This is a genomic window from Actinomycetota bacterium (assembly GCA_009923495.1).
GTDB lineage: Bacteria > Actinomycetota > Actinomycetes > S36-B12 > UBA5976 > UBA5976.
Map to the genome: position 1 here is coordinate 1 of RFTJ01000018.1, position 23,399 is coordinate 23,399.

The 23,399-nt window shown below is 50.0% G+C and carries 25 protein-coding genes; 24 read left to right on the top strand and 1 reads right to left on the bottom strand.

Features of this window, described 5'->3' with window-relative positions; translation table 11 throughout:
- The first annotated feature begins 4 nt into the window (after positions 1 to 4).
- From EBS36_06150 to hisF, 10 genes are all read left to right on the top strand, one after another.
- A complete protein-coding gene (locus EBS36_06150) occupies positions 5 to 436 on the top strand; it encodes a TraR/DksA family transcriptional regulator (GenBank protein ID NBU32733.1) in 432 nt (143 codons plus the stop codon).
- 17 nt (positions 437 to 453) lie between these two features.
- On the top strand, positions 454 to 933 hold the full coding sequence (gene lspA / locus EBS36_06155; GenBank protein ID NBU32734.1) for a signal peptidase II: 480 nt from the start codon (positions 454 to 456) through the stop codon (positions 931 to 933).
- On the top strand, positions 923 to 1,834 hold the full coding sequence (locus EBS36_06160; protein NBU32735.1) for an RluA family pseudouridine synthase: 912 nt from the start codon (positions 923 to 925) through the stop codon (positions 1,832 to 1,834). The genes lspA and EBS36_06160 overlap by 11 nt, the downstream gene beginning before the upstream one ends.
- Before the next feature lie 96 nt (positions 1,835 to 1,930).
- Positions 1,931 to 5,482 (top strand): DNA polymerase III subunit alpha, encoded by a 3,552-nt coding sequence (locus EBS36_06165; GenBank protein ID NBU32736.1) that lies wholly within the window; start codon positions 1,931 to 1,933, stop codon positions 5,480 to 5,482.
- 30 nt (positions 5,483 to 5,512) lie between these two features.
- Positions 5,513 to 6,811, top strand: a complete 1,299-nt coding sequence (hisD, locus tag EBS36_06170) for a histidinol dehydrogenase (protein ID NBU32737.1) — start codon at positions 5,513 to 5,515, stop codon at positions 6,809 to 6,811.
- Positions 6,808 to 7,884 carry a histidinol-phosphate transaminase gene (locus EBS36_06175; protein ID NBU32738.1) on the top strand — a complete coding sequence of 359 codons (1,077 nt, stop codon included), beginning with the start codon at positions 6,808 to 6,810 and terminating at the stop codon, positions 7,882 to 7,884. The genes hisD and EBS36_06175 overlap by 4 nt, the downstream gene beginning before the upstream one ends.
- A 21-nt stretch (positions 7,885 to 7,905) precedes the next feature.
- Positions 7,906 to 8,493, top strand: a complete 588-nt coding sequence (gene hisB / locus EBS36_06180) for an imidazoleglycerol-phosphate dehydratase HisB (protein NBU32739.1) — start codon at positions 7,906 to 7,908, stop codon at positions 8,491 to 8,493.
- 4 nt (positions 8,494 to 8,497) lie between these two features.
- Positions 8,498 to 9,127 (top strand): imidazole glycerol phosphate synthase subunit HisH, encoded by a 630-nt coding sequence (hisH, locus tag EBS36_06185; protein NBU32740.1) that lies wholly within the window; start codon positions 8,498 to 8,500, stop codon positions 9,125 to 9,127.
- A 34-nt stretch (positions 9,128 to 9,161) separates the two neighbouring features.
- Positions 9,162 to 9,893: a bifunctional 1-(5-phosphoribosyl)-5-((5-phosphoribosylamino)methylideneamino)imidazole-4-carboxamide isomerase/phosphoribosylanthranilate isomerase PriA gene (priA, locus tag EBS36_06190; GenBank protein NBU32741.1), complete on the top strand. Its 732-nt coding sequence runs from the start codon at positions 9,162 to 9,164 to the stop codon at positions 9,891 to 9,893.
- A 3-nt stretch (positions 9,894 to 9,896) separates the two neighbouring features.
- Positions 9,897 to 10,658 carry an imidazole glycerol phosphate synthase subunit HisF gene (gene hisF / locus EBS36_06195; GenBank protein NBU32742.1) on the top strand — a complete coding sequence of 254 codons (762 nt, stop codon included), beginning with the start codon at positions 9,897 to 9,899 and terminating at the stop codon, positions 10,656 to 10,658.
- Here hisF and EBS36_06200 read toward each other — a convergent pair.
- On the bottom strand, positions 10,655 to 11,299 hold the full coding sequence (locus tag EBS36_06200) for a TIGR03085 family protein (GenBank protein NBU32743.1): 645 nt from the start codon (positions 11,297 to 11,299) through the stop codon (positions 10,655 to 10,657). The genes hisF and EBS36_06200 overlap by 4 nt on opposite strands.
- Before the next feature lie 74 nt (positions 11,300 to 11,373).
- Here EBS36_06200 and hisI point away from each other — a divergent pair, with 74 nt between their 5' ends.
- From hisI to EBS36_06270, 14 genes are all read left to right on the top strand, one after another.
- Complete coding sequence (gene hisI / locus EBS36_06205; GenBank protein NBU32744.1) at positions 11,374 to 11,715, top strand: phosphoribosyl-AMP cyclohydrolase; 342 nt, start codon at positions 11,374 to 11,376, stop codon at positions 11,713 to 11,715.
- Positions 11,712 to 13,253 (top strand): anthranilate synthase component I, encoded by a 1,542-nt coding sequence (locus EBS36_06210; protein NBU32745.1) that lies wholly within the window; start codon positions 11,712 to 11,714, stop codon positions 13,251 to 13,253. Before hisI ends, EBS36_06210 begins: the two co-directional genes overlap by 4 nt.
- Entirely contained in the window at positions 13,196 to 13,801 is a 606-nt protein-coding gene (locus EBS36_06215; protein ID NBU32746.1) for a hypothetical protein, read from the top strand. The genes EBS36_06210 and EBS36_06215 overlap by 58 nt, the downstream gene beginning before the upstream one ends.
- 46 nt (positions 13,802 to 13,847) lie before the next feature.
- Positions 13,848 to 14,045 (top strand): hypothetical protein, encoded by a 198-nt coding sequence (locus EBS36_06220; protein ID NBU32747.1) that lies wholly within the window; start codon positions 13,848 to 13,850, stop codon positions 14,043 to 14,045.
- A 73-nt stretch (positions 14,046 to 14,118) separates the two neighbouring features.
- Positions 14,119 to 14,802, top strand: a complete 684-nt coding sequence (locus tag EBS36_06225) for a DNA-binding response regulator (protein NBU32748.1) — start codon at positions 14,119 to 14,121, stop codon at positions 14,800 to 14,802.
- A complete protein-coding gene (locus EBS36_06230; GenBank protein ID NBU32749.1) occupies positions 14,799 to 16,181 on the top strand; it encodes a sensor histidine kinase in 1,383 nt (460 codons plus the stop codon). Before EBS36_06225 ends, EBS36_06230 begins: the two co-directional genes overlap by 4 nt.
- 24 nt (positions 16,182 to 16,205) lie before the next feature.
- On the top strand, positions 16,206 to 17,024 hold the full coding sequence (gene trpC / locus EBS36_06235; GenBank protein NBU32750.1) for an indole-3-glycerol phosphate synthase TrpC: 819 nt from the start codon (positions 16,206 to 16,208) through the stop codon (positions 17,022 to 17,024).
- Positions 17,021 to 18,235: a tryptophan synthase subunit beta gene (trpB, locus tag EBS36_06240; GenBank protein ID NBU32751.1), complete on the top strand. Its 1,215-nt coding sequence runs from the start codon at positions 17,021 to 17,023 to the stop codon at positions 18,233 to 18,235. Before trpC ends, trpB begins: the two co-directional genes overlap by 4 nt.
- Positions 18,232 to 19,011, top strand: a complete 780-nt coding sequence (locus EBS36_06245) for a tryptophan synthase subunit alpha (GenBank protein NBU32752.1) — start codon at positions 18,232 to 18,234, stop codon at positions 19,009 to 19,011. The genes trpB and EBS36_06245 overlap by 4 nt, the downstream gene beginning before the upstream one ends.
- Positions 18,975 to 19,508, top strand: coding sequence for a DoxX family membrane protein (locus tag EBS36_06250; protein NBU32753.1), 534 nt, complete (start codon positions 18,975 to 18,977; stop codon positions 19,506 to 19,508). Before EBS36_06245 ends, EBS36_06250 begins: the two co-directional genes overlap by 37 nt.
- Before the next feature lie 25 nt (positions 19,509 to 19,533).
- Positions 19,534 to 20,346: a hypothetical protein gene (locus EBS36_06255; GenBank protein ID NBU32754.1), complete on the top strand. Its 813-nt coding sequence runs from the start codon at positions 19,534 to 19,536 to the stop codon at positions 20,344 to 20,346.
- Between the two features lie 2 nt (positions 20,347 to 20,348).
- Positions 20,349 to 21,344: a prolipoprotein diacylglyceryl transferase gene (locus EBS36_06260; GenBank protein ID NBU32755.1), complete on the top strand. Its 996-nt coding sequence runs from the start codon at positions 20,349 to 20,351 to the stop codon at positions 21,342 to 21,344.
- A gap of 18 nt (positions 21,345 to 21,362) precedes the next feature.
- Positions 21,363 to 22,004 (top strand): hypothetical protein, encoded by a 642-nt coding sequence (locus EBS36_06265; GenBank protein ID NBU32756.1) that lies wholly within the window; start codon positions 21,363 to 21,365, stop codon positions 22,002 to 22,004.
- A gap of 70 nt (positions 22,005 to 22,074) precedes the next feature.
- Positions 22,075 to 23,399: glutamate synthase subunit alpha (locus tag EBS36_06270; protein NBU32757.1), on the top strand; the 1,325-nt coding region annotated here is incomplete at its 3' end.

Below are 23,399 nucleotides of genomic sequence, written 5' to 3' on the forward strand. Positions count from 1 at the left end.
ACAGGTGCGCAAAGCGGTCCCCGGTAAGAAACCGGCTCCAAAGCAGCCGACAGTTCAGGAAGATCAATCAAACTGGAATAAATCTGAACTTGAGACAGCGCGCAAACTCCTTGAACGGGAAGCCGCCGAACTTGTTGCTGAAATTGCACAGGCTGATGAAAAATTCCAAGATTTGATATTTGAAAGTGGCGAAGGCGCTGGCGATGATCAGGCCGATGCTGGCACCAAAACATTCGAACGAGAACAAGAGATTTCGTTACTTGCAAATAAGCGCGACTTACTTGATCAGACCTATCATGCTTTGGAGCGGATTGCAGCTGGCACCTACGGTAGATGTGAAAATTGTGGCAACCCAATCGGCAAATTGCGACTACTTGAAGCAAATCCACGGGCCACCCTGTGCATGCCTTGTCGACAGAAGCAAGACCGCAGCTAATCGGTCAAGTGAAATCAATTCAGGTTCGACTTGGCATTACCGCAACACTTGTTGTGGCCGCTGATCAAGTTTCCAAAGCGCTGGCCGTTGCCAAACTCGAAAACGGAGAGCCAATCAATGTCCTGGGCCCAGTGTTAAAGCTCTCTTTTGCTCGAAACCCAGGTGCGGCTTTTTCCTTTGCTACCTCAGCAACTTTGCTGTTCACTGTGCTGGCAGCAAGTGCCTGCGTTGGAATCATTTGGTTTTCACGAAAGATAGTTTCGCCGCCGTGGGCGGTTGTGTTCGGCGCAATCCTGGGTGGCGCATTAGGAAATCTAATTGATCGAGTTTTTCGTTCACCACAAAACTTCCAAGGACATGTTGTCGATTTCATCGAATTGCCAAATTATCCAATTTTCAATCTGGCGGACAGTGCGATTTTTTGCGCGACAATTGGTGGCATTATTTTAACTATGCGGGCAATTAATATCACTGAAAAGCAATCTGATGATTCGTAATTGGCCGGTTCTAGAATCAGATTCCGATACTCGAATTGATGCAGTTCTGGCATCCCTCAGTGGGCTATCGCGGGCCACTTGTGCCGCTCTTATTGACGAACAGCGCGTCACCGTAAATGGCAAATCTGTGGCTAAGAGCCATCGCGTGCAATTTGGCGATGTTGTTGAAGTGGAATTTCCTGATCCTGATTTAACTGAATCAGAGCCGACAGTAGATTTGCCTGTGATCTTTGCAGATGACGATTTAGTTGTCATTGACAAACCAGCTGGAGTAGCTGCTCATCCAAGTGCAGGTTGGTCCGGCCCAACAGTCATCGGTTCATTGACTGCTATGGGCCATGTCCTAACCAGTTTCGGCCCCGTTGAACGTAAAGGCATTGTCCACCGGTTAGATGTGGGCACTAGCGGGTTAATGGTGGTGGCCAAATCTGAGCGAGCTTACGTGAGCCTCAAGGACCAGTTCCGAAATCGCACTGTAACCAAGATCTATCACACACTGATTCAAGGTCGACTTGATCAAATGAGTGGCACGATTGATGCGCCAATTGATCGCCACCCAAATTCTTCATATCGATTTGCGGTCCTACAGAGTGGCAGGCCAAGCATTACCCACTATGACACCCTGGATGCATTTGCCTATGCCAGCTTGTTGGAGGTTCATCTTGAAACGGGGCGAACCCATCAGATTCGGGTGCACATGTCAGCACTGCGCCACCCCTGCTGTGGCGACTTAACTTATGGGGCAGATCCAAAGCTCGCTGCCCGCTTAGGTCTGACTAGACAGTGGCTGCACGCGGTACTGCTCGCTTTTGAACACCCCGGAACTTGTCAACAGGTTGAGTTCAAAAGTCCGTATGCCGACGACCTAAAGCAGGCACTCGACAAGGTTCAGGACCTCTAACCAACAATCTGACACAGGTCGCGAGTAATCTAAGAGAGCGCGATCTTCCTCCGCGAAGTATTCAACATAAACCAGCACCGCGGGTAGGAGTTAGACATGAGTGACAAGTCTTTTGTTCACTTACATGTACACACCGACTACTCGATGCTTGATGGCGCCGCCCGAGTGGGCGATCTTTTTAAAGCGGCTGCCGAATTAGAAATGCCTGCACTAGCCATGACCGATCACGGAAACCTGTTCGGCGCTTTTGAATTTTGGAAAAAGGGCATTGAATATGGCGTAAAGCCAATCATCGGTATCGAAGGCTACTATGCTCCACAGGGTCGCCAAGTTCGAACACCCTTTGATTTCGGAGAAGCGCTACACAAGAACAGCGTTGGTGAAGGAATAGGTGCCGGGCGCAATAACTATGCACACATGACGCTGTGGGCCGAGAATAACGTTGGCCTAAACAATCTCTTTCATCTTTCGAGTTTGGCTAGTATCGAAGGCTATTACTATCACCCACGCTTTGATCGCGAGTTGCTATCTCAATATGGCAAAGGCCTGATTGCAACAACTGGTTGCCCAAGTGGAGAAGTAAATCGATGGTTGCAGGCGGGCAATTACAAGAAGGCTAGAGAAGTGGCCGCAGACATGCGGGACATTTTAGGCGCCGATAATTACTTTGTTGAACTCATGGATCATGACATTGATGTTGAACAAGTAACACGACCGGAGCTACTTAAGCTTGCCAAGGACCTAGGTCTGCCACTGGTTGCAACTAATGATCTGCATTATGTGCACCAGCACGATGCCAGTGTGCATGAAGCTTTGCTGTGTGTTCAGACTCGCACCAATCTAAGCGACCCTAAGCGCTTCAAATTTGATGGCACATCTTTCTATCTGAAAAGTGCGCAAGAGATGCGAGAACTCTGGAGTGATTTTCCTGAGGCTTGCGACAACACCTTAGTAATCGCGCAGCGTTGCAATGTGAGTTTCACTGAGGGTCAAAATCTATTGCCAAACTTCGAGGTGCCTGAAGGTCACACTGAGGACTCCTGGCTTGTCGAAGAAGTGATGCTTGGTCTTAAATATCGATTCGGCGGGGAAGTTCCCCAAGAGTATCTAGACCGAGCAAAATACGAACTAGATGTTGTCGCCCAGATGGGCTTTCCGGGCTACTTCCTGGTGGTGGCTGATTTGTGCAGACATGCCCGCGAAAATGGAATCCGGGTTGGTCCAGGTCGTGGTTCGGCGGCCGGAGCAGTTATTGCTTGGGCATTGCGAATTACCGAGTTGGATCCAATTGAACACGGACTTTACTTCGAGCGGTTCCTAAATCCTGAGCGAATTTCAATGCCTGATATTGATATTGACTTTGACGAGCGTCGTCGAAGCGAAATGATTCGTTATGCAACCGACAAGTACGGCGCGGATCGCGTAGCGCAAATTGTTACCTTCGGAGTCATTAAGGCAAAGGCGGCGGTGCGAGATGCAGCGCGAGTTTTGGGCCTGCCGCCAGCAATTGGTGATCGCATTACCAAAGCGATGCCTCCGGCCGTCATGGGCAAAGATATTTCACTGACCGGAATCTTTGATCCAGACAATTCACGCTATGGCGAAGCTGGCGAAGTTCGTGATCTGTATGAAAGTGATCGTGAAGTTAAAGAAGTAATAGACATGGCTCGAGGACTCGAGGGCTTCAAGCGCCACACTGGAGTTCATGCAGCTGGTGTGATTCTTTGCAAAGAGCCATTGATGGATATTTTGCCGATATTTCGCCGGGAACAAGATGGTTCAATAATCACTCAGTTTGATATGGGGGCCTGCGAAAAACTAGGACTACTCAAGATGGACTTCTTGGGACTCCGAAACTTAACAGTTCTTGATGATGCACTCATCAACATTGAACGAAATCGCTCCGAGAAAGTTGTTCTTGAGGAGTTGGGCCTTGATGACAAGAAAACTTACGAGCTACTAGCCCGCGGTGACACTCTTGGGGTGTTCCAATTAGACGGCGGACCGATGCGGTCACTGCTGAGGTCAATGGTGCCAACCAGCTTTGAGGATATTTCCGCGGTTATCGCGCTGTACCGGCCAGGACCGATGGGTGCGAATGCACATAATGATTACGCCGATTACAAAAATAGGCGAAAGCCACAGGTGCCCATTCACCCAGACTTAGAGCAAGTGCTGTCTCCAATTTTGGGTGACACCTTTGGCTTGATCGTCTACCAAGAGCAAGTCATGTCGATTGCCCAGACGGTGGCCGGTTATTCACTAGGACAAGCAGATTTGCTTCGTCGAGCTATGGGCAAAAAGAAGGCCGAAGAACTTGAACGTGAATATGTCCCTTTTCAAGCGGGCATGAAAGAGCGCGGATTTACTGACAGTGCCATTAAGGCACTATGGGATAAATTGATTCCCTTTTCAGATTACGCATTCAATAAAGCGCACAGTGCGGGATATGGCTTAGTTTCATATTGGACTGCCTACTTAAAGGCTAACTACCCAGCCGAGTACATGGCGGCCCTACTAACTAGCGTTAAGGACGACAAAGATAAATCCGCCATTTATTTAAACGAATGCCGACACATGGGCATCAAGGTCTTGCCACCCGATGTCAATGAATCCGAGGTCGACTTTATCGCCATTAATCAGGACATTCGTTTTGGTTTATCGGCAATCCGTAATGTTGGGGAAAATGTAGTTGAATCGCTGATTGCTACGCGAAATAGCGAAGGGAATTTCATTTCCTTTGTAGATTTCCTCAACAAAGTTGACGCAGCGGTATGCAATAAGCGCGTCATAGAGTCACTTATCAAAGCTGGCGCTTTCGATTCCCTAGGTCATACCCGAAAGGGACTTCTAACTATTCATGTAGATGCGGTCGAATCAATCTCGGTCACCAAGAAATCTCAAGCGCTTGGTCAGATGGACTTATTCGGAATGTTTGACGATCAGTCAGATAACTCCATTGCCGGAGTTGAAATTTTCATCCCAGAGGAAGAATGGGATAAGAAATTACTCCTAGCTAATGAGCGCGAAATGTTGGGCCTATACGTCAGCGATCACCCACTCTTTGGTGTTGAACATCTGCTGACAACTTTCACAACTAAAACAATTGCCGAGGTTCCTGAGCTAGCCGCTGGTTCTTCGGTTACTATCGGCGGCATCATCAGTAGTGTTCAACTCAAGACAGCAAGATCTACGGGTTCAAGATGGGCCATTGTGCAAGTTGAAGATTTGGCCGGCAGTATTGAAGTTAATGTTTACTCAAAGCAGTATGAAAAATTCGGTCACCTGTTGAATCAAGACTCAATAGTCCTAATGAAAGTTCGAGTCGATGGATCTGATGAAGGCAGACTGCGCATTAGTGTTTTCGAGGTAACCGTACCCGAACTTGGTCAAGCCAGAACTGGACCAGTTGAACTCTACATTCCCGAGAGTCGGGTTAATCCAGCGATGATGGAATCATTGCGAACTGTCCTTGCGAGTCACCCAGGATCTACATCTGTACATCTGACCATTGTGATGAGCGACCGCCAGGTTTCGACTCGACTTGAGGATTCGCTGCGGGTTCGTGCTGATGGAGCCCTTTATGGAGATTTGAAAGCACTGCTTGGAGCCAATTGCTTAGAGGCCCCAGTTGTTCGCACGGCTTAGCCATCTTTGGTTTTCGCTTAGAATTGTTAAATGCTCAATACTTTGGACTTGCGTGGCGGCACACGCTTAGCGCGCGAACTTCGCGATGTGGTGCCCAGAGCTGAGTTCGACCTAGATGCAGTTCTTGAGCAGGTTCGCCCAATTGTTGCCGATGTTGCAGCACGAGGTGAGCAGGCTGCCCAAGAATGGTCCGAAAAGCTAGATGGAGTCCGCGCACCTACTCTGCGGGTGCCACAGATGGTTCTTGATTCGGCGCTTGAAAGTTTGCCACCTGATGTCCGCGACGCGCTGCTAGAGGCAATACGTCGCGTGCGGATTGTGCACGAGCAGCAGGTTAGGCAGGATTCTTCTGTCTCGGTGGCGCCCGGTGGCACCGTAAGCGAGAGTTGGATTCCAGTGGCTCGCGTCGGTCTTTATGTTCCTGGCGGGCGCGCTGTTTATCCAAGTAGCGTTGTCATGAATGTTGTTCCAGCACAGATTGCGGGAGTTGAATCCATTGCCGTGGTTTCGCCGCCGCAGAAAGATAATGATGGCTGGCCGCACCCAACAATTTTGGCGGCCTGTAGCCTGCTGGGAATCACCGAAGTTTATTCTGTCGGGGGAGCCCAAGCGATTGCTTTACTAGCCCACGGAACAGTTGAGATTGAGCCAGTAAATTTGGTTACGGGACCAGGAAATATGTGGGTAACTGCAGCTAAGCGGTTGCTCAAAGGGCGAATCGGCATCGACTCCGAAGCAGGGCCAACGGAAATAGCCATCTTGGCTGATGACTCGGCTAATCCTGCCTTTGTCGCAGCTGACTTGATTAGCCAAGCAGAGCATGATGTCGTTGCTGCTTCCGTATTGGTCACAGACAGTCCAGAATTGGCCAGCGCAGTGCAGGAGCAACTGGTGGCTCAAGTTAGATTGACGAAACACAGCGAGCGAGTAACAACCGCTTTAACTGGATCGCAAAGCGCCATAGTCTTGGTCGATGATCTTGACCAGGCTATTGCAGTAGTAGACGCGTATGCCGCCGAACACCTTGAGATTCACACTCGGGATGCGGCTGTCGTGGCACGCAGGGTAAAAAATGCTGGAGCTATTTTTATTGGCGACTACTCGCCGGTGTCTCTTGGCGACTATGCGGCTGGTTCCAATCACGTACTTCCGACTGGTGGCTGCGCATGCCATTCGTCTGGCCTTTCGGTGCAGACATTCTTGCGCGGGGTTCACTATGTTGAGTATTCAAAGTCCGCCTTGGCGGAAATTGCATCTACCGTAACAACGCTGGCGAATGCTGAGGATTTACCTGGCCATGCTGCGGCTGTTGAAATACGGTTTCCATGACCAATCCGAAACTTCGTTCTGACTTAATCGGCAGAACGCCTTACGGCGCGCCGCAACTTGATGTCGAGGTGAAACTTAATGTGAATGAGAATCCATTTGCACCATCCGAACAGTTAATCAATGCGATCAGCGAAGCTGTTACCACTGCAGTTAGAGACTTGAATCGTTATCCAGACCGAGATGCAATTGAACTTCGCAAAGACTTAGCTCAATATATTTCGGGCGAATCAGAATGCGAAGTGAGCTGGGAAAATATTTGGCCGGCTAATGGAAGCAATGAGGTTATGCATCATCTGCTTCAGGCATTTGGCGGACCAGGGCGACGCCTCGTTACATTTGGCCCAACATATTCGATGTATCCCGATTACTGTCGTGAAACGTTTACCGAATATGTTGAAGTGCCGCGCAAAGAGAACTTCAGTATTGACAGTGGGTTAATCCAGGAAGCACTGCGACTCAGTCCAGACATAATTGTTTTGTGCTCGCCGAATAATCCTTCGGGCACTGTTCTTGATCCAGACCTTCTCGATGAGATTGTGGCCAGTTTTCCCGGATTGCTAATTATTGACGAAGCATATGCAGAATTTCGGGAGGCTGGTCAGCCAAGTTCACTGAAAAAGTATGCGGGCCATTCCACGGTTGTTGTTACCCGAACAATGAGTAAGGCATTTTCTTGTGCTGGACTTCGCCTTGGTTACGCCGTTGCGCACCCAAACATTGTGTCTGCTTGCCAATTAGTGCGCTTGCCCTACCACCTGTCCGCAGTTACCCAGGCTGTTGCTCGGGCAGCGCTTGCACACAGTGCCGAACTGCTTGGCCAAGTCTCGCTACTCAAGCAGGAGCGAGATTCACTACTTAATTGGTTCATTGAACACGGTTTTTTGGTCACCCCAACTGGGGCAAACTTCATATTGTTTGGCAAATTTGCAGATCGAGACAGCGTCTGGAAACAACTGCTCAGTCACGGAGTATTGATTCGTCAAAGTGGCCCCGAGGGCTGGCTTCGAGTATCAATCGGCACGCCAACAGAGAATGAAAAATTCCGTAAGGCATTATTAAGTATCGACCTTTAAGCAGAGGCAGGAAGAAAAACAATGGCACGAATCGCAAGGGTAGAACGGTCTACCAAAGAAAGTTCGGTTTTAGTTGAACTTGATTTAGATGGCACCGGCAAAGTTGATGTTGAGACTGGGGTGCCTTTTTTCGACCACATGCTGGCTCAACTCGGTAAGCACGGCGGCTTCGATCTTCATATTCGCACAAAAGGTGATGTTGAGGTGGATTCACACCACACAGTTGAGGACACCGCACTTGCTTTTGGTCAAGCATTACGCGAAGCCTTGGGGGATAAGGTTGGAATCCGTCGATTTGGAGACGCGTATGTTCCGCTAGACGACACTGGCTGCCAAGCAGCCGTTGATCTTTCTGGTCGGCCCTACTTAGTTCATGAAGCGCCATTGACTGTAGAGCTAATTGGCACCTATGACACGACATTGACTAAACATATCTGGGAGTCAATCACGGCCTCCGCTCAAATTTGCATTCACGTTCGCGTACTTGGCGGCAACAATGCTCATCACGTGAGTGAAGCTCAATTCAAAGCAGTTGCCCGTGCACTTCGTGATGCGGTCGCGCTTGATAGTCGAGTAACAGACGTGCCATCAACAAAGGGAAGTTTGTAAGTTCGTGACCAATGTTGTGGTGCTGGACTATGGCTCTGGCAACTTGCGCTCGGCGGCTCGAGCGCTTGAGGCCACAGGCGCTTCGGTCCTAGTTACTAGCGATTTTGAACAGGCACTTAATGCAGACGGCTTAGTGGTTCCCGGTGTCGGAGCTTTCGCTACTTGTTTACGCGGCTTACGAACAGTTCGCGCCGATCAAATCATTGAGCGCAGACTTGCTGGCGGTCGGCCGGTGCTGGGCATATGTGTTGGCATGCAAGCAATGTTTGCTGGCAGTGCTGAGCATGCCCAGGATTTGCACACTGGCCTTGATCAGTGGCCCGACGTCGTGAAGTTACTTGAGGCTCCGGTTTTGCCCCAAATGGGCTGGAATACTGTGACCGCCCCAGATGACTCCCAAATGTTTGCTGGAATCGCTCGAGAGCGGTTCTACTTTGTTCATTCATACGCCGCGCAGAGTTGGTCTCTGGCAGAAGATGGTCCCTTTGCTCCGGCAAAAGTAACTTGGGCAGAATATGGAAAGCCGTTTATCGCGGCGGTAGAAAATGGACCGCTTTGGGCGACCCAATTTCATCCTGAAAAATCAGGAAATGCTGGATTAGCACTTTTACGTAATTGGGTGAAAACATTATGACAAGTATGTTTTACGCCCAACAGAAAGTTGCCCGGTGGATTCCTTAATTCTTTTGCCTGCTGTAGATGTTGCTAATGGTCAAGCAGTTCGCTTGGTTCAGGGTCAAGCAGACCAACAGACAAACTATGGCGATCCATTGCAAGCCGCACTGGACTGGCAATCCGCTGGGGCAGACTGGATCCACCTCGTTGACCTCGATGCCGCGTTTGGCCGTGGATCTAATCGCGAACTGCTTGCCGAAGTAGTTGGCAAACTAGATGTAAATGTAGAACTGTCAGGTGGCATTCGCGATGATGAAACCTTGCGCGCAGCCCTTGCTACTGGAGCGCGCCGAGTTAATCTCGGCACTGCTGCGCTGGAGGACCCAGAATGGACGGCTGCGGTAATCGCAGAATTTGGCGATCGAATCGCAGTTGGACTTGATGTTCGAGGCACCACCTTAGCTGCCCGAGGTTGGACCCAAGAAGGTGGCGATCTTTGGGAGACACTGTCTCGTCTGGATGCCGATGGGTGCACTCGGTATGTAGTAACGGACGTGACCAAGGATGGAACCTTGCAAGGACCCAATGTTGAGTTACTAATGCAGATGTGCGAGCGCACCGACAAGCCAGTTATTGCATCGGGTGGCATTTCGAGTTTGGCAGATCTGGAACTGTTACGCTCATTGACGCACACTGGAGTTGAAGGTGCAATCGTTGGCAAGGCCCTTTACGCCGGCGCATTTACCTTGCCGCAGGCAATTGAAGTTGCCGGACCACAGAGGTAGCAGATGTCATTAGCCATCCGCGTTATTCCTTGCCTAGATGTTGACAATGGCAGAGTTGTAAAGGGTGTCAACTTTGTTGAATTGCGTGATGCAGGAGACCCAGTCGAGTTAGCAAGCGCATATGGCCAAGCGGGCGCAGATGAACTAATTTTTTTAGACATCACTGCAAGTAGTTCGGGGCGTCAAACAACCCTAGAAATGGTGCGTCGCGCTGCGGATGAGGTCTTTATCCCACTCACCGTAGGTGGTGGAATTCGAAGCGTGTCCGATGTTGACCAGTTACTTCGCAGCGGCGCGGATAAGGTTGGCATCAATACTTCAGCTTTGGCTAATCCAGAATTATTAAGTGAGGCAGCCCACCGGTTTGGTAATCAGTGCATCGTACTGTCAGTTGATGTGCGCCGAGCTGAAAATATGCCGAGCGGCTTTGAAGCAACAACACATGGTGGTCGCCAGAGTAGTGGTCGCGATGCAATCCAGTGGATATCTGAGGCGGTTAACCGCGGTGCCGGAGAAATCTTGCTGAACTCAATGGATGCTGATGGCACGCAAGCCGGTTTTGATCTTGAACTCATCACCGCAGTTCGAACTGTAGCCAATGTGCCACTGATTGCCAGCGGAGGAGCAGGAAAAGTTTCTGACTTTACACCAGCAGTTCTAGCCGGAGCCGATGCAGTGCTAGCGGCAAGCGTTTTTCATTTTGGCCAAATTACGATTGCCCAGGTAAAGGATGAACTTCGCGAAAACGGCATCACGGTTCGCTAAATACGCAGATTAGTTTGACTAAACAACTCAAGATCATGTGTAGCGCCACTTACTTCCACGCGTGACGCGCTTCGCCCATAACTTTTCATGATTAGTTCGGCAGGAGCTCCGGTTACCGTCACAATACCTGCGCCCTTAGGCGGACGCTTTGCAACGATACTGTTTTGCGCGTCAGTCAGAATGACCCCAACTCGTGCTCTGCGCCAGAGAAACCATGCAGAATCGTATAACCGAGACATCAGCGCGCCAATTAGCTCAGGCTCCAGTGTCCTTGGCTGCCACCCTTGCTGAGCCCGTAACACGTCTTCGTGGTGCACGAAAAACTCAAATAGATTAACCGCCTGATCCAGGGCAGACCAACCCAGTGGACTCCAAGCTGGGGGGCCTACCGAAAGTTGATTTAGCAATTCAGTCCAATCTGTTCGGGTGATGTTTAGCCGAACAGATTCGGTGTAGTTGCTCAAAATTGGTAGGGCAATTCCGGGCGCCGCATCGAGCCTGCGCTCCCTTAAAATAATGTGGGCGGCTAAATCTTGAGTAGTCCAACCGGCGCAGAGGGTGGGAGCGTCGGGGCCAAGACTAGTCAGGGTTTGAACGAAATTAGCGCGCTCAGTGCGGGCCCAATTGTTTGACGTGCTCATATGGGAAGCGTATTCACTTTTCCCACGACCCGCGCTGTTTCGGCAAACTTACCTCAATACGGCAGACTAGAGGCATGTTAGAGCAACCACTTGAATTTCTGATTGGGCTGAAGTTCAATGATGCGGGCTTAATTCCAGTCGTGGTTCAAGAAGGCGGATCGCGTGAAGTTTTAATGTTGGCCTGGATGAACCAGGAGGCTATTGCGCAGACTTTGGAAACGAGAGTCGCCACTTATTTCAGTCGTAGTCGCAACCAATTGTGGGTGAAAGGAGAGACCTCCGGTAATACCCAAGAGGTAGTTGATTTGGCCGTTGACTGTGACTCCGACACACTCTTGCTAACTGTCATCCAAACTGGCGTAGCTTGTCATACGGGAAGTCAAACTTGCTTTTCTGAACGGTCAATAAAAAAATGACAAACACCTCCGTTTCCTTAGCCGAGTTTCGCGAGCTAGCAGAAGATCGGCGGGTTATTCCAGTCATTCGCAAAGTTGAAAATTCGGATTTCACGGCGGTTGGGCTTTACCAAACATTGGCCGAAGAGCGACCAGGGACTTTTTTGTTAGAGTCTGCTGAACACGCAATGGCTTGGTCTCGGTACTCCTTTGTTGGAGTAAATACCTCGGCAATGCTCAGCGAAGTAGACGGAGAGAGTGCTTGGTCCGGACGGGTACCAGAAGGAATTATCGATTCCAAAGATCCGTTAGAAGTTTTACGAGACTTACTCTCTAAATTGCATACACCAGAAGTGAATGTTGGCGTCAGTGCAGATGAACTTCCACCACTGACTGGTGGCGTCGTTGGCTACTTGGGTTACGAGATCGTTCGTAGGTTTGAAAAGTTGCCCAATATCACGCCAGATGTCTTACATGTTCCAGAGCTGGCTATGTTTTTGGCCACTGATTTGGCAGTGCTAGATCATGAACTCGGAAATATCTTTCTGATAGCTAATGCAATTAATTACGACAACTCAAGTGAGCGGGTTGATCTAGCCTGGCAAGATGCGGTAAATCGACTCGATCAAATGGAGTTGCGCTTAGCTTCAGCAAAGCGGTCCGCAGAACCAGTTGCCTTTACCCCGGCTGAACCAGTAGTCACCCGCGAAAGCGAATCGGTCCAATACCAAGCAGCAGTGCAAGTTGCAAAGGAACATATTCGGGCCGGCGATGCATTCCAGATAGTTTTATCTCAGCGCTTTTCTACACCGTGCTCGGCATCTGCTCTTTCCGTTTATCGGGCATTACGAGAGTCCAATCCCAGCCCCTATATGTTTTTAATTCGGGTGCCGAAACATACCGGACCTGAAATTCCGTATGGCGAAGTTGATTTTGATCTAGTTGGTTCAAGTCCTGAGGCGCTGGTGCGACTAACTTCTGGCCAAGCAATGCTTCACCCAATTGCGGGAACGCGGCCACGTGGAACGAGCGAAGCTGCTGACGAGCAACTAGCTCAAGAATTACTTGATGACAAGAAGGAACGCGCAGAGCATTTGATGCTCGTCGACTTAGGTCGAAATGACTTAGGTCGAGTTTGCCAACCGGGAACGGTTGAGGTCAGTGAGTTCATGCACATTGAACGCTATAGCCATGTGATGCACATCGTCTCGACCGTAATTGGGCAGGTCAACAACAAAATGCACCCGCTCGATTTAGTTCGAGCCACTTTCCCAGCGGGGACTTTGTCAGGAGCACCAAAGCCAATGGCGATGGAGATAATCGAAAAACTAGAACCAACTCGCCGTGGTATCTATGGCGGTTGCATTGGGTATTTCGACTTCGCCGGAAATCTAGATACTGCAATTGCCATCAGAAGTGCTGTGCTAAAAAGTGGCCAGGCTTATGTCCAAGCAGGGGCCGGAATCGTGGCCGACTCGGTCCCAGCAAGTGAAGATGCTGAATGTCAGGCAAAGGCTGCAGCGGTTTTGCGCGCGGTTGCTGCAGCGGAGCATGCGTGAAATCGCGAATTCAACTTGCGTTAGGCACACTCGCATTCTGCAGCACTTTACTTTTAGTAATCTCGACTCGCAACTGGGTCACCGCCTCATTTAGTGAATTAAACACTCCCGATTTGCAGCTGGGAATTTCCGGTAAATCACTAGATCCCTTGGGTGCTGGCTGTGCTTGGGCGTTGCTTGCAGGCCTAATCGCTTATCGGGTCACTTCAGGATTAGTCCGTCGCACAGTTGCACTGTTTTTAGTGGCACTCAGTGGCGCAAGTCTTTTCAGCGCATTAGGTTCTCGTGCCAATGTAATTTCCGACCAAGTAGATTATTTAGTTTCTGAAGCAGTTGGAAGGACTGTCACTTTGGTGCCCTACAGCTCAAATATCTTTTGGGGCGTGGCTTCTTTGTTGAGCATGGTAAATCTTTTTGCGTCTTTGTTGTTAGCAACCGGTCCAACGCATGGGCAATCAGCATCAAGGTACAACCGGACCAATGCAGCCAATGAACTTACAACTTGGCAGGCCATTGATGCTGGACTTGATCCAACCCAAGACTCCTAAGGCAATGGGACTAAACTGAAAGTAGTTACAAACGGGAGAGTGCGCAGTGAGTGAACATCAAGACCACGGCCATACAGTAGCTGCTTGGACCGCAGTGATAATTGTTATTTTGGCGTTCTTAGTCGGCACCATTGGTTTAATCTTGGCAAAACCATCAATTTTTTGGGTTGGTGCTGGCCTCATTCCAGTTGGCTTAATCGCTGGCAAAGTTCTGGCGCTGATGGGCTTTGGCGCAAAACACTAGTTTTGCTCGAGTTTTGACCAGTTCTTTACATTTACCTAATTGAATCCAGGTGTAAAGCGGGCATAGTTGTAACGTGAGTGATTCCAAAGGCCTAATCCTCGTTGTGGAAGATGACGAGAATATTGCTGATCTTTTTCGCAGATATCTGACTCGAGAAGGACTTGGCGTCCATTGGGTCTCAACAGGCAAGGCCGCAATTGATGCAGTACGAACACTTAAGCCAGCGGTAATTTTGTTAGACGTTGGATTGCCAGATATTGATGGCATTGCCGTGTGCCAACAGTTGCGCGCCGAGAAAAATTGGACCCCAATTATTTTTTGCACCGCGCGTGATGATGAAATAAGTCGCATTCTTGGCCTTGAAATGGGCGGAGATGACTACATCACTAAACCTCCGAGCCCAAGAGAGGTAGTTGCTCGGGTTCGAGTCTGGTTGCGCCGGTCAAGCGGCCTTCCGATTGATTCCGAACAAGTATCGGTTGCGAACATAACTCTTGACCCAAGTGCTCGAATTGTTAAAGTCGATGAAAACAAAATTGAACTAACGGCAACTGAGTTTGATTTATTGGCACATTTAATGTCCCGGCCTGGCCATGTTTTTAGTCGCGATGAACTCTTGAGTCATGTGTGGGGATATTCTTCAGTAGTGGGAACTAGAACCGTTGATGTTCATGTGGCGCAATTGCGCGCCAAGCTTGGAGAGCCAAATCCAATTCGGACTGCTCGGGGCGTGGGCTATTCGGTGATTAAAGCGTGAAATATTTATCTACCCTGAGTTCTCGTGCCACCTTAATGACTGGCGCAGTTTCCGCAATTGTGGTGCTAATCGCTGCAATCGTAGCTTTTCCGCTGATTAAAACGGCGGCTCAAGATCAGGCGCAGGCAGCGCTGGCTAGCCAAGCAAACATGGTTCACAACATCGCGTCCAAACCGCAGGACTTCGATTTTGACCATGACTACGCAGGCGAAGGTCCGCCACAACGAACCATGGAAGGCATTGTCGAATACCTGCAAGCACAAGGGATTGAAGTCCAAGTAATCATGCCAGGCCAATCTGTGCCTCATGCGCTATCCGCAAAACAGATTCACGATGTTGAACTTGGCTTGCCCGTGAGCGGTCGCACTTGCACTGAAGGTCGGTGCGTATTTCTCGAGGCGAGGCCGGTAGGCCCTGGTACCGGCGTTTTGTTAGTTCAACCAATGTCTGTCTTGAGTTCGGTCACAACGGAGGCAATTAGGCGGATATCGTTAGCGCTATTAGCAGGCTTTGCAGTTGCTGTACTGATGGGCTTTTGGTTTGCCCAGCGATTAACCAAACCACTGGCACAGGCCGCTGATGCCGCACATAAATTGGCACAGGGTGAAAGAAATTTGCGAATTGAGCCCGAAGGTCCAGTTGAAATTTCCGAGATTGCAATTGCCTTGAATGTGCTCTCAGATGAATTGACACATAGTGAAGGCAGACAGCGAGAATTCTTACTTTCAGTTTCCCATGAACTGCGAACACCCCTGACTGCCATTCGTGGATATGCCGAAGCAATGGTTGACGGCGTTGTTAAACCAGATGAACTTAATCGCGTTGGCGGAATCATCGAGTCCGAATCACTGCGCCTTGACCGATTAGTTAGCGATTTGCTGGATTTAGCCCGAACTGGCGCAGTCGATTTTCAAATTAATCCAGCAAACATGGACTTGGCTCAGGTTGTTTCCGATGCAGGTGAGGTCTGGGAACGTCGGTGTGCACGCGAAGGTGTGAATTTCAAGTTGGTCACGCCAACCCAACCGGTATTCCTCGTCTCTGACATCGGAAGACTTCGGCAAATAATCGATAACTTGCTGGAAAATGCCTTGCGGGTTACGCCATCAGGAGCGCCAATAGTCTTGGAACTTGCCGCCGACCGCAGTATTGAAGTTCGGGATGGTGGACCAGGACTTTCGAGCGATGATTTAGCAGTGGCATTTGAACCAGGTGAACTTTACGAGCGCTATCGAGGTGTGCGAAAAGTTGGTACTGGATTTGGCCTAGCTCTGGTTGGCCGACTGGCTCAGCGCCTAGGAGCGAGGGCTAGTGCTGGACATGCAGCTGAGGGTGGAGCATCTTTTCGCATCGAATTTCCACTGGTTAAAACCGCATAGAATTAGGAGAACACCAAACAAGGGATCACAATGGCTACCGTCCTCGACTCCATTATTGAGGGAGTGCGTGAAGATTTAGCGCTTCGGCAAGCGAAAGTTTCGCTGGCAGAACTGGAATCCCGACTTAGTGATGTTTCAGCGCCACTTCACGCAACAAACACTCTGCAGCAGAACGCGTTTAGTGTAATCGCGGAGGTTAAACGCTCTAGTCCAAGCAAAGGACATCTGGCCGACATCACAGCGCCTGACCAATTAGCTGCACATTATGAATCTGGCGGAGCAGCAATAGTGAGCGTTTTGACTGAACAAAGGCGCTTTAGTGGCAGCTTGGCCGATCTTGATCTGGTGCGCAAGCAAATCGAAATTCCAATATTGCGCAAAGATTTTATGGTTACTGAGTATCAGATATTTGAGGCAAGAGCCCACGGTGCAGACGTAATTTTGTTAATTGTGGCCGGGCTACTGCAAAGTCAACTTCGGGATTTTTATGACATCGCCCGTGGGCTAGGTATGTCTGCCCTAGTGGAGATTCATGATGAAGCTGAACTGGATCGAGCAATGGACATTGACCCGGACCTTCTTGGGGTGAACGCCAGAAACCTAAAGACACTAGAGGTCGATTTGGCCGTATGCCACCGGCTGATTCCGCAAATCCCTAAGTCCGTCGTTGCAGTGGCCGAATCAGGAATTTCGACTTTGGCCGAAGTCGAAGCCTTGGCTCGAAGCGGCGCAGATGCCATTTTGGTTGGTGAAGCGTTGGTCAAAGGTGGTCATCCTCAGGAAACTGTCCGAGAATGGATTCAGGCAGGTACAGAGCAGCGAAATGCAGATGGTGTCAGATGACAATTGAATCAACTTTAAGTCCCGACGCTAGTGGCCACTTTGGTCAGTTCGGTGGCCGATTTGTGCCCGAGGCGTTAATGGCGGCACTTGACGAACTTGATGCAGCGTTTCGTAGTGCCAAATCTGATCCTGTTTTTCAGGCAGAGCTGCATGACCTACAGGTCAATTACACAGGACGGCCAAGTCCAATCACAATTGCAAATCGGTTCTCCGAATTTGCAGGTGGCGCGACAATACTGCTCAAGCGTGAGGATTTAAATCACACTGGATCGCACAAAATTAATAATGTGTTAGGGCAAGCGCTATTGACCAAGCGCATGGGAAAGACTCGAGTGATTGCTGAAACTGGTGCTGGGCAGCACGGAGTTGCAACAGCAACTGCAGCGGCCCTGCTGGGACTTGAATGTATTGTCTACATGGGCGAAGAAGACACGAAGCGGCAAGCTCTGAATGTTGCACGCATGGAACTTCTCGGTGCAACAGTTATTCCGGTCACTACTGGAAGTCGGACCCTTAAGGATGCGATTAATGAGGCAATGCGTGATTGGGTAGCAAATGTTGAAAACACGCATTACCTCCTCGGCACAGTAGCCGGGCCGGCGCCATTTCCAGAAATGGTTCGGGACTTTCACCGAATTATTGGCGATGAGTCCCGCGCGCAGATGCTAGAGCGTTTTGGCAGATTGCCAGACGCAGTTGTGGCTTGTGTGGGCGGTGGCTCAAATGCCATCGGCATATTCACGGCATTTATCGCTGATTCCGCCGTCCGACTTGTTGGCTTCGAAGCCGGTGGTGATGGAGTCGCGACGGGCCGCCATGCTGCCACCATCACTGGTGGGGCCATTGGCGTCTTACATGGTGCTCGCTCATATGTTTTGCAAGATGAAGAAGGACAGACAATTGAAAGCCATTCAATTAGTGCGGGCCTGGATTACCCAGGCGTAGGACCCGAACACGCATTTTTAGCCGAAATTGGTCGCGCTGAATACCGACCAGTCACTGACACCGAAGCTATGGACGCACTCCGGCTACTTTGTCGAACTGAAGGAATCATTCCAGCCATCGAAACCGCACATGCACTTCATGGCGCTTTAGAGTTAGGCAAAGAATTAGGCGAAGGTGCTCTGATTTTGGTGAACTGTTCCGGTCGTGGCGATAAAGATGTAGCAACTGCCGCTAACTGGTTCAACCTAATGGACCAAAAGTCATGACCACAGTTGCCCAAGCATTTGCCACTGCGCGTGCTGAAAACCGAGCCGCGCTAATTGGTTACTTGCCCGCCGGTTTTCCTACCAAAAGTGGTGCCATCGAATGTATATCGGCCATGGTTGCTGGCGGAGTAGACATTGTCGAAATCGGTTTGCCATACTCCGATCCGCTGATGGACGGAATCACCATCCAAGAGGCGGTGCAAACCTCGCTGGAAAACGGCACCAAGATTATTGATGTCATAGATACCGTCGGCAAAGTAAGCAAACTTGGTGTGGCCACTTTAGTAATGTCCTACTGGAATCCAATTGAGCGATTTGGTGTCACCAAGTTCTCGGAACAATTACAGGCAGCCGGCGGAGTTGGCGTCATAACTCCAGATTTAACTCCCGAAGAAGCTGGTGCCTGGATAACAGCTACAGATGCCAATGGAATTGATCGAGTATTTTTGGTGGCGCTATCTAGCACTGACCAGCGCCTAGCTACGGTGGCCAGTGCCACGACAGGCTTTGTTTATGCAGGTGCGGTAATGGGAGTTACCGGAGCACGGAGCGCACTTGGCGATTCGGTTAAAGAGGTTGTGGCACGGACTCGAGAGTTCACGGACTTGCCCATCGCCGTTGGCCTTGGTGTTTCAACTGAAGAGCAAGCCCATGAAATTGCTAAGTACGCAGACGGAGTGATTGTTGGCAGTGCATTCATAAATGCAATTAACTCTGGCGGTCCAGCCGCTGCTAAAGAATTAGCCGAAAAGTTGCGGGCGGGAGTTCAGCGTTGATAAAGCGATACCTAAGTCATCCCGTTACCGGCCTGTTAACTCGAATTGTTTTGGCTGGAATCTTACTGGTTGCTGGCGGTGCGAAGTTCTTTGAAGGTGGCTATGCAGCACAGCGAGCAATCAAGGCATACAAGGTTTTTCCACCAGAATGGGCTCCATTTCTCGGCTATGCCTTACCCGGTCTTGAAATCGTATTAGGCCTGCTACTGCTTGTTGGACTTTTTATCCGAGTTAGTTCGATAATCACGGCAGTAGTGATGGTTGGCTTCATCGCTGGAATCATCAGCGTTTGGGTCCGTGGCTACAGTATCGATTGCGGGTGCTTTGGTGGCGGTGGCGAAGTATCGCCAGAAGGCAAAGATTTACGATACGCCAAGGAAATCTTGCGAGACCTGTTATTTACTGGAATGGCAGTGCGATTGGCCGTCTGGCCACACACATTCGGCGCCATAGAGAATCTTGGTAAAGTGAGTACAGATTCAGCCGAGTTGCTTTAGCCAACTAAGTCAGAAAGAGTCAAAAATGGCGACAAATAATCAGGGATCCCGGTCCGCTCGTGAAGCTGCCGCTGCCGCGAGAGCGCAAGCGAAAGCCGAGCAGAAGTCTCGCGAGCGAAAAATTCAGCTCATCGGAGCAATAGCAGTCTTACTGGTAGTTGCTGTGCTTGTGGTTATCGGGGTGAACGCAGCCAAGAAGAATGCAGGCGGCGTTGATGGAAATGCCGCCAAGCCAAAAGGAGTTAATTCGGATACTTATGGCGTTCGGGTAGGTCCAGCTTGGACTTCAAGCTCCGCAGCGAAAATTCCAACACTAGAACTTTGGGAAGACTTCCAATGTCCCGCATGCAAAAACATGGAGGATAGTTCTGGTAGCACAATCTCAGCTTTAGCTAAGGCTGGGAAAATTCGTTTGGAATTTCGACCAACAATTTTCTTGGATGCAAACTTGGCTGAGCAGAATTCCGCCAATGGCAATCCCGAATCATCACTAACCGCCTCTATGGCCTTTGGCTGTGCTGCAGATGCTGGCAAGGCCATTGAATACCATAAGGAAATCTTCGCTAACCAACCTAAAGACGAAGGCACAGGCTACAGCACTTCTGATTTGACCGTGTTTGCCCAAAATGTTGGCATCACTGGCGAGGCGCTATCAACTTTTGGTAACTGCTTAGCTTCAAAGAAATATGAAGGATGGGTTAAGAACTCATACGTACGTTTCAATGCATCAGGTGTTACTTCAACCCCAACAGGATTGCTCAATGGCAAGGCGCTAGATAACAATGTGCTTTACGATCCAAAGGCGCTAACCAAAGCAATCGCAGACGCGACCAAGTAGCAATGATCTACCCCCTTTCAATTCCTAGTCCCAGTCATGGAGTACTGCAGCTAGGCCCAGTGCCGATCAGGGGATATGCCTTGATGATTATTGCCGGGATCGCTATGGCAATTTGGCTCGGGGATCGTCGTTGGGTTGCTCGTGGTGGCAAGCCTGGACAAGTAGCTGAAGTTGCAATGTGGGCAGTTCCCTTTGGCGTGCTGGGCGGACGAATTTATCACGTTCTTACCGACTGGAGTGCTTACTTTGGTGCAGGCGGCCGCGGATTTCTATCTACTTTTAAAATCTGGGAAGGTGGCCTTGGCATTTGGGGCGCGATTGCACTGGGCGCCCTCGGCGCATACATCGGTTGTGCTCGACTTGGAATAAAACTTTCTGGCTTTGCCGATGCCATCGCACCAGGAATTGCCTTTGCGCAAGCAATCGGACGCTGGGGCAACTGGTTCAATCAAGAACTCTTTGGTCGACCAACTAGTCTTCCGTGGGGATTGCAAATTGATCGGACAAACCGACCAGGGGAATTCATCAACTATCCAACTTTTCACCCGACTTTTCTCTACGAATCAATCGCTTGCTTGGCATTGGGCTTTTTCTTGATTTGGGCAGACCGCAAATTCGTCTTCGGACATGGGCGATTGTTCGCACTCTATTTAGCCTGTTATTGCGCGGCCAGGGGAGCTATTGAAACTATGCGAGTGGACGAGGCCATCCACATTGCCGGCATTCGACTAAATGTTTTCACGGCACTTTTCGTTGGTGTAGGAGCTTTGGTTTATTTTGTGAGGTCAGCTGAGCGCTATCCAGGCCAAGAAATAATTGAAGACGGCAGAGTTGTTGGTTTTCGCACTTTCGAGGAAGTGCATAAATTGCGTGCTGAGACTCAAATCGCCAAAGAATCAGAGCCAACTGAACTAAACGACAGCAAAATTGAAAAATCTGAAAAAAAGTTGACTACCGAACCGCGACGTGGTCGGCGAATCGCTCCGAAGGAGAAGTAATGTCATTTGATATCGGCCATGAACATCGCCAACAGTTCGCTAATTGCCGGTTTGGCTGGTGGCGCGGCTGCAGCTGGTCTCAAAGGTCATGATCTGCGTACCACCGTTGTTCTTGCCGGTTTCGCTGGCCTTGTTGGTGGCGCATTCTCGATGGGCGCAGGTGAATACATCTCGGTGGCCACACAATCTGAATCCATTTTGGCCGAAATCGAAGCCGAGCGGCTCGAACTGCAAAACAACGCAGCGGGCGAACTCAAAGAACTTACCCACATCTACGAGGCCAAAGGTCTGGACACCGAACTTGCTCGCCAAGTGGCTACCATCATCAGCGAGGATCCAGAGCGCGCCCTAGCCGTGCACGTACAAGAGGAAATGGGCATCTCCGTTGGCAATCTGCCAAGCGCTTGGGTTGCCGGAATCTCTAGTTTCATCGCTTTCAGCCTTGGCGCGCTAATCCCGTTGCTACCGTATCTGTTCGGGGCTAGCCAAACTTCGCCAGCCATCATTTTGACGGCCATTTCGCTATTTATCTCTGGCGCTGTGGTTTCCCGAGTAACTACCAAGAGTTGGTGGTTCAATGGCACCCGCCAGCTATTAGTTGGCGCGGCTGCAGGTGGGATTACTTACATTTTGGGCCATCTGGTTGGTGGGGTTGTCTAACTACGGTTAGGCTAGTAACACTTTTAACCGGGCCAATGTCGTCCCGAATTTTTCGGTTTTCGACAGGAGTATGTCCGTGACAATTTTGTCAGCATCCCCATCTGCACAAGGGTTGTATCGACCTGAATATGAGCATGATGCGTGCGGCGTAGCCTGGGTTGCCACTTTAACTGGAGAACACCGACACGACATTGTGCAGAAGGCACTTACGGCCCTGCGGAACTTAGATCATCGCGGTGCAAGTGGCGCAGAAATTAACTCTGGTGACGGTGCTGGAATCTTGACTCAGATACCTGATGAATTTTTTCGAGCAATTACTAACTTCTCGCTACCAACGGCAGGGCAGTACGCAGCGGGTATCGCATTTATGCCAAAAGATGTTGTTGCCCAGAATAATGCCAGGGAATCAATAGAAAAAATTGCACAAGAAGAAGATCTAGAAGTTATAGGTTGGCGGATTTTGCCAATCGACTCCAGTGATGTAGGTCCGACCGCTCTTGAGGTAATGCCATTTTTTGAACAATTGTTTGTCGCGGGTCGAAATGGCGAAACAGGCATCGACTTAGATCGCAAGGCTTTTGCCCTGCGTAAGCGTGCTGAACACGAAGCCAAGGTTTATTTTCCATCGCTTTCAAGTCGCACCATCGTTTACAAGGGCATGTTGACCACTGGTCAGTTAGAACCCTTCTTTCCTGATCTTTCAGACCCACGGTTTACCAGTGCTATCGGCTTAGTTCATAGCCGGTTCTCGACAAATACTTTTCCTTCCTGGCCGCTTGCGCATCCCTATCGCTTCATTGCACACAATGGCGAAATTAATACCGTTCGCGGTAACCGAAATTGGATCGCAACTCGGGAGTCGCAGTTTGCATCAGATTTAATTCCAGGCGATTTAGCTCGACTTTTTCCAATCTGCTCACCGACTGGCAGTGATTCAGCGTCACTGGATGAAGTTCTGGAACTAATTCACCTCGGTGGCCGCTCTTTGCCCCACGCCGTACTGATGCTGGTACCTGAAGCCTGGGAAAACAACACCAGTATGGACCCAAATGTGCGAGCCTTCTATCAATTCCATGCATCACTAACCGAACCATGGGATGGGCCAGCGAATGTTTCGTTTACCGATGGAACGGTAATTGGCTCGGTACTTGATCGCAATGGCCTGCGGCCGGGTCGCTACTGGGTTACTGAAGATGGGCTGGTTGTTCTAGCCTCCGAAGCCGGAGTATTGCACGATATTGATCAATCCAAGATTGTTCGTAAGGGTCGCCTGCAACCGGGTCGCATGTTTTTAGTTGATGTTGAACAAGGTCGCATCGTAGAGGACGAGGAAATTAAGCGTGAGCTCGCAACTGCAGCGCCATACGCGCAGTGGCTTGCTGAAGGCCAAGTGCA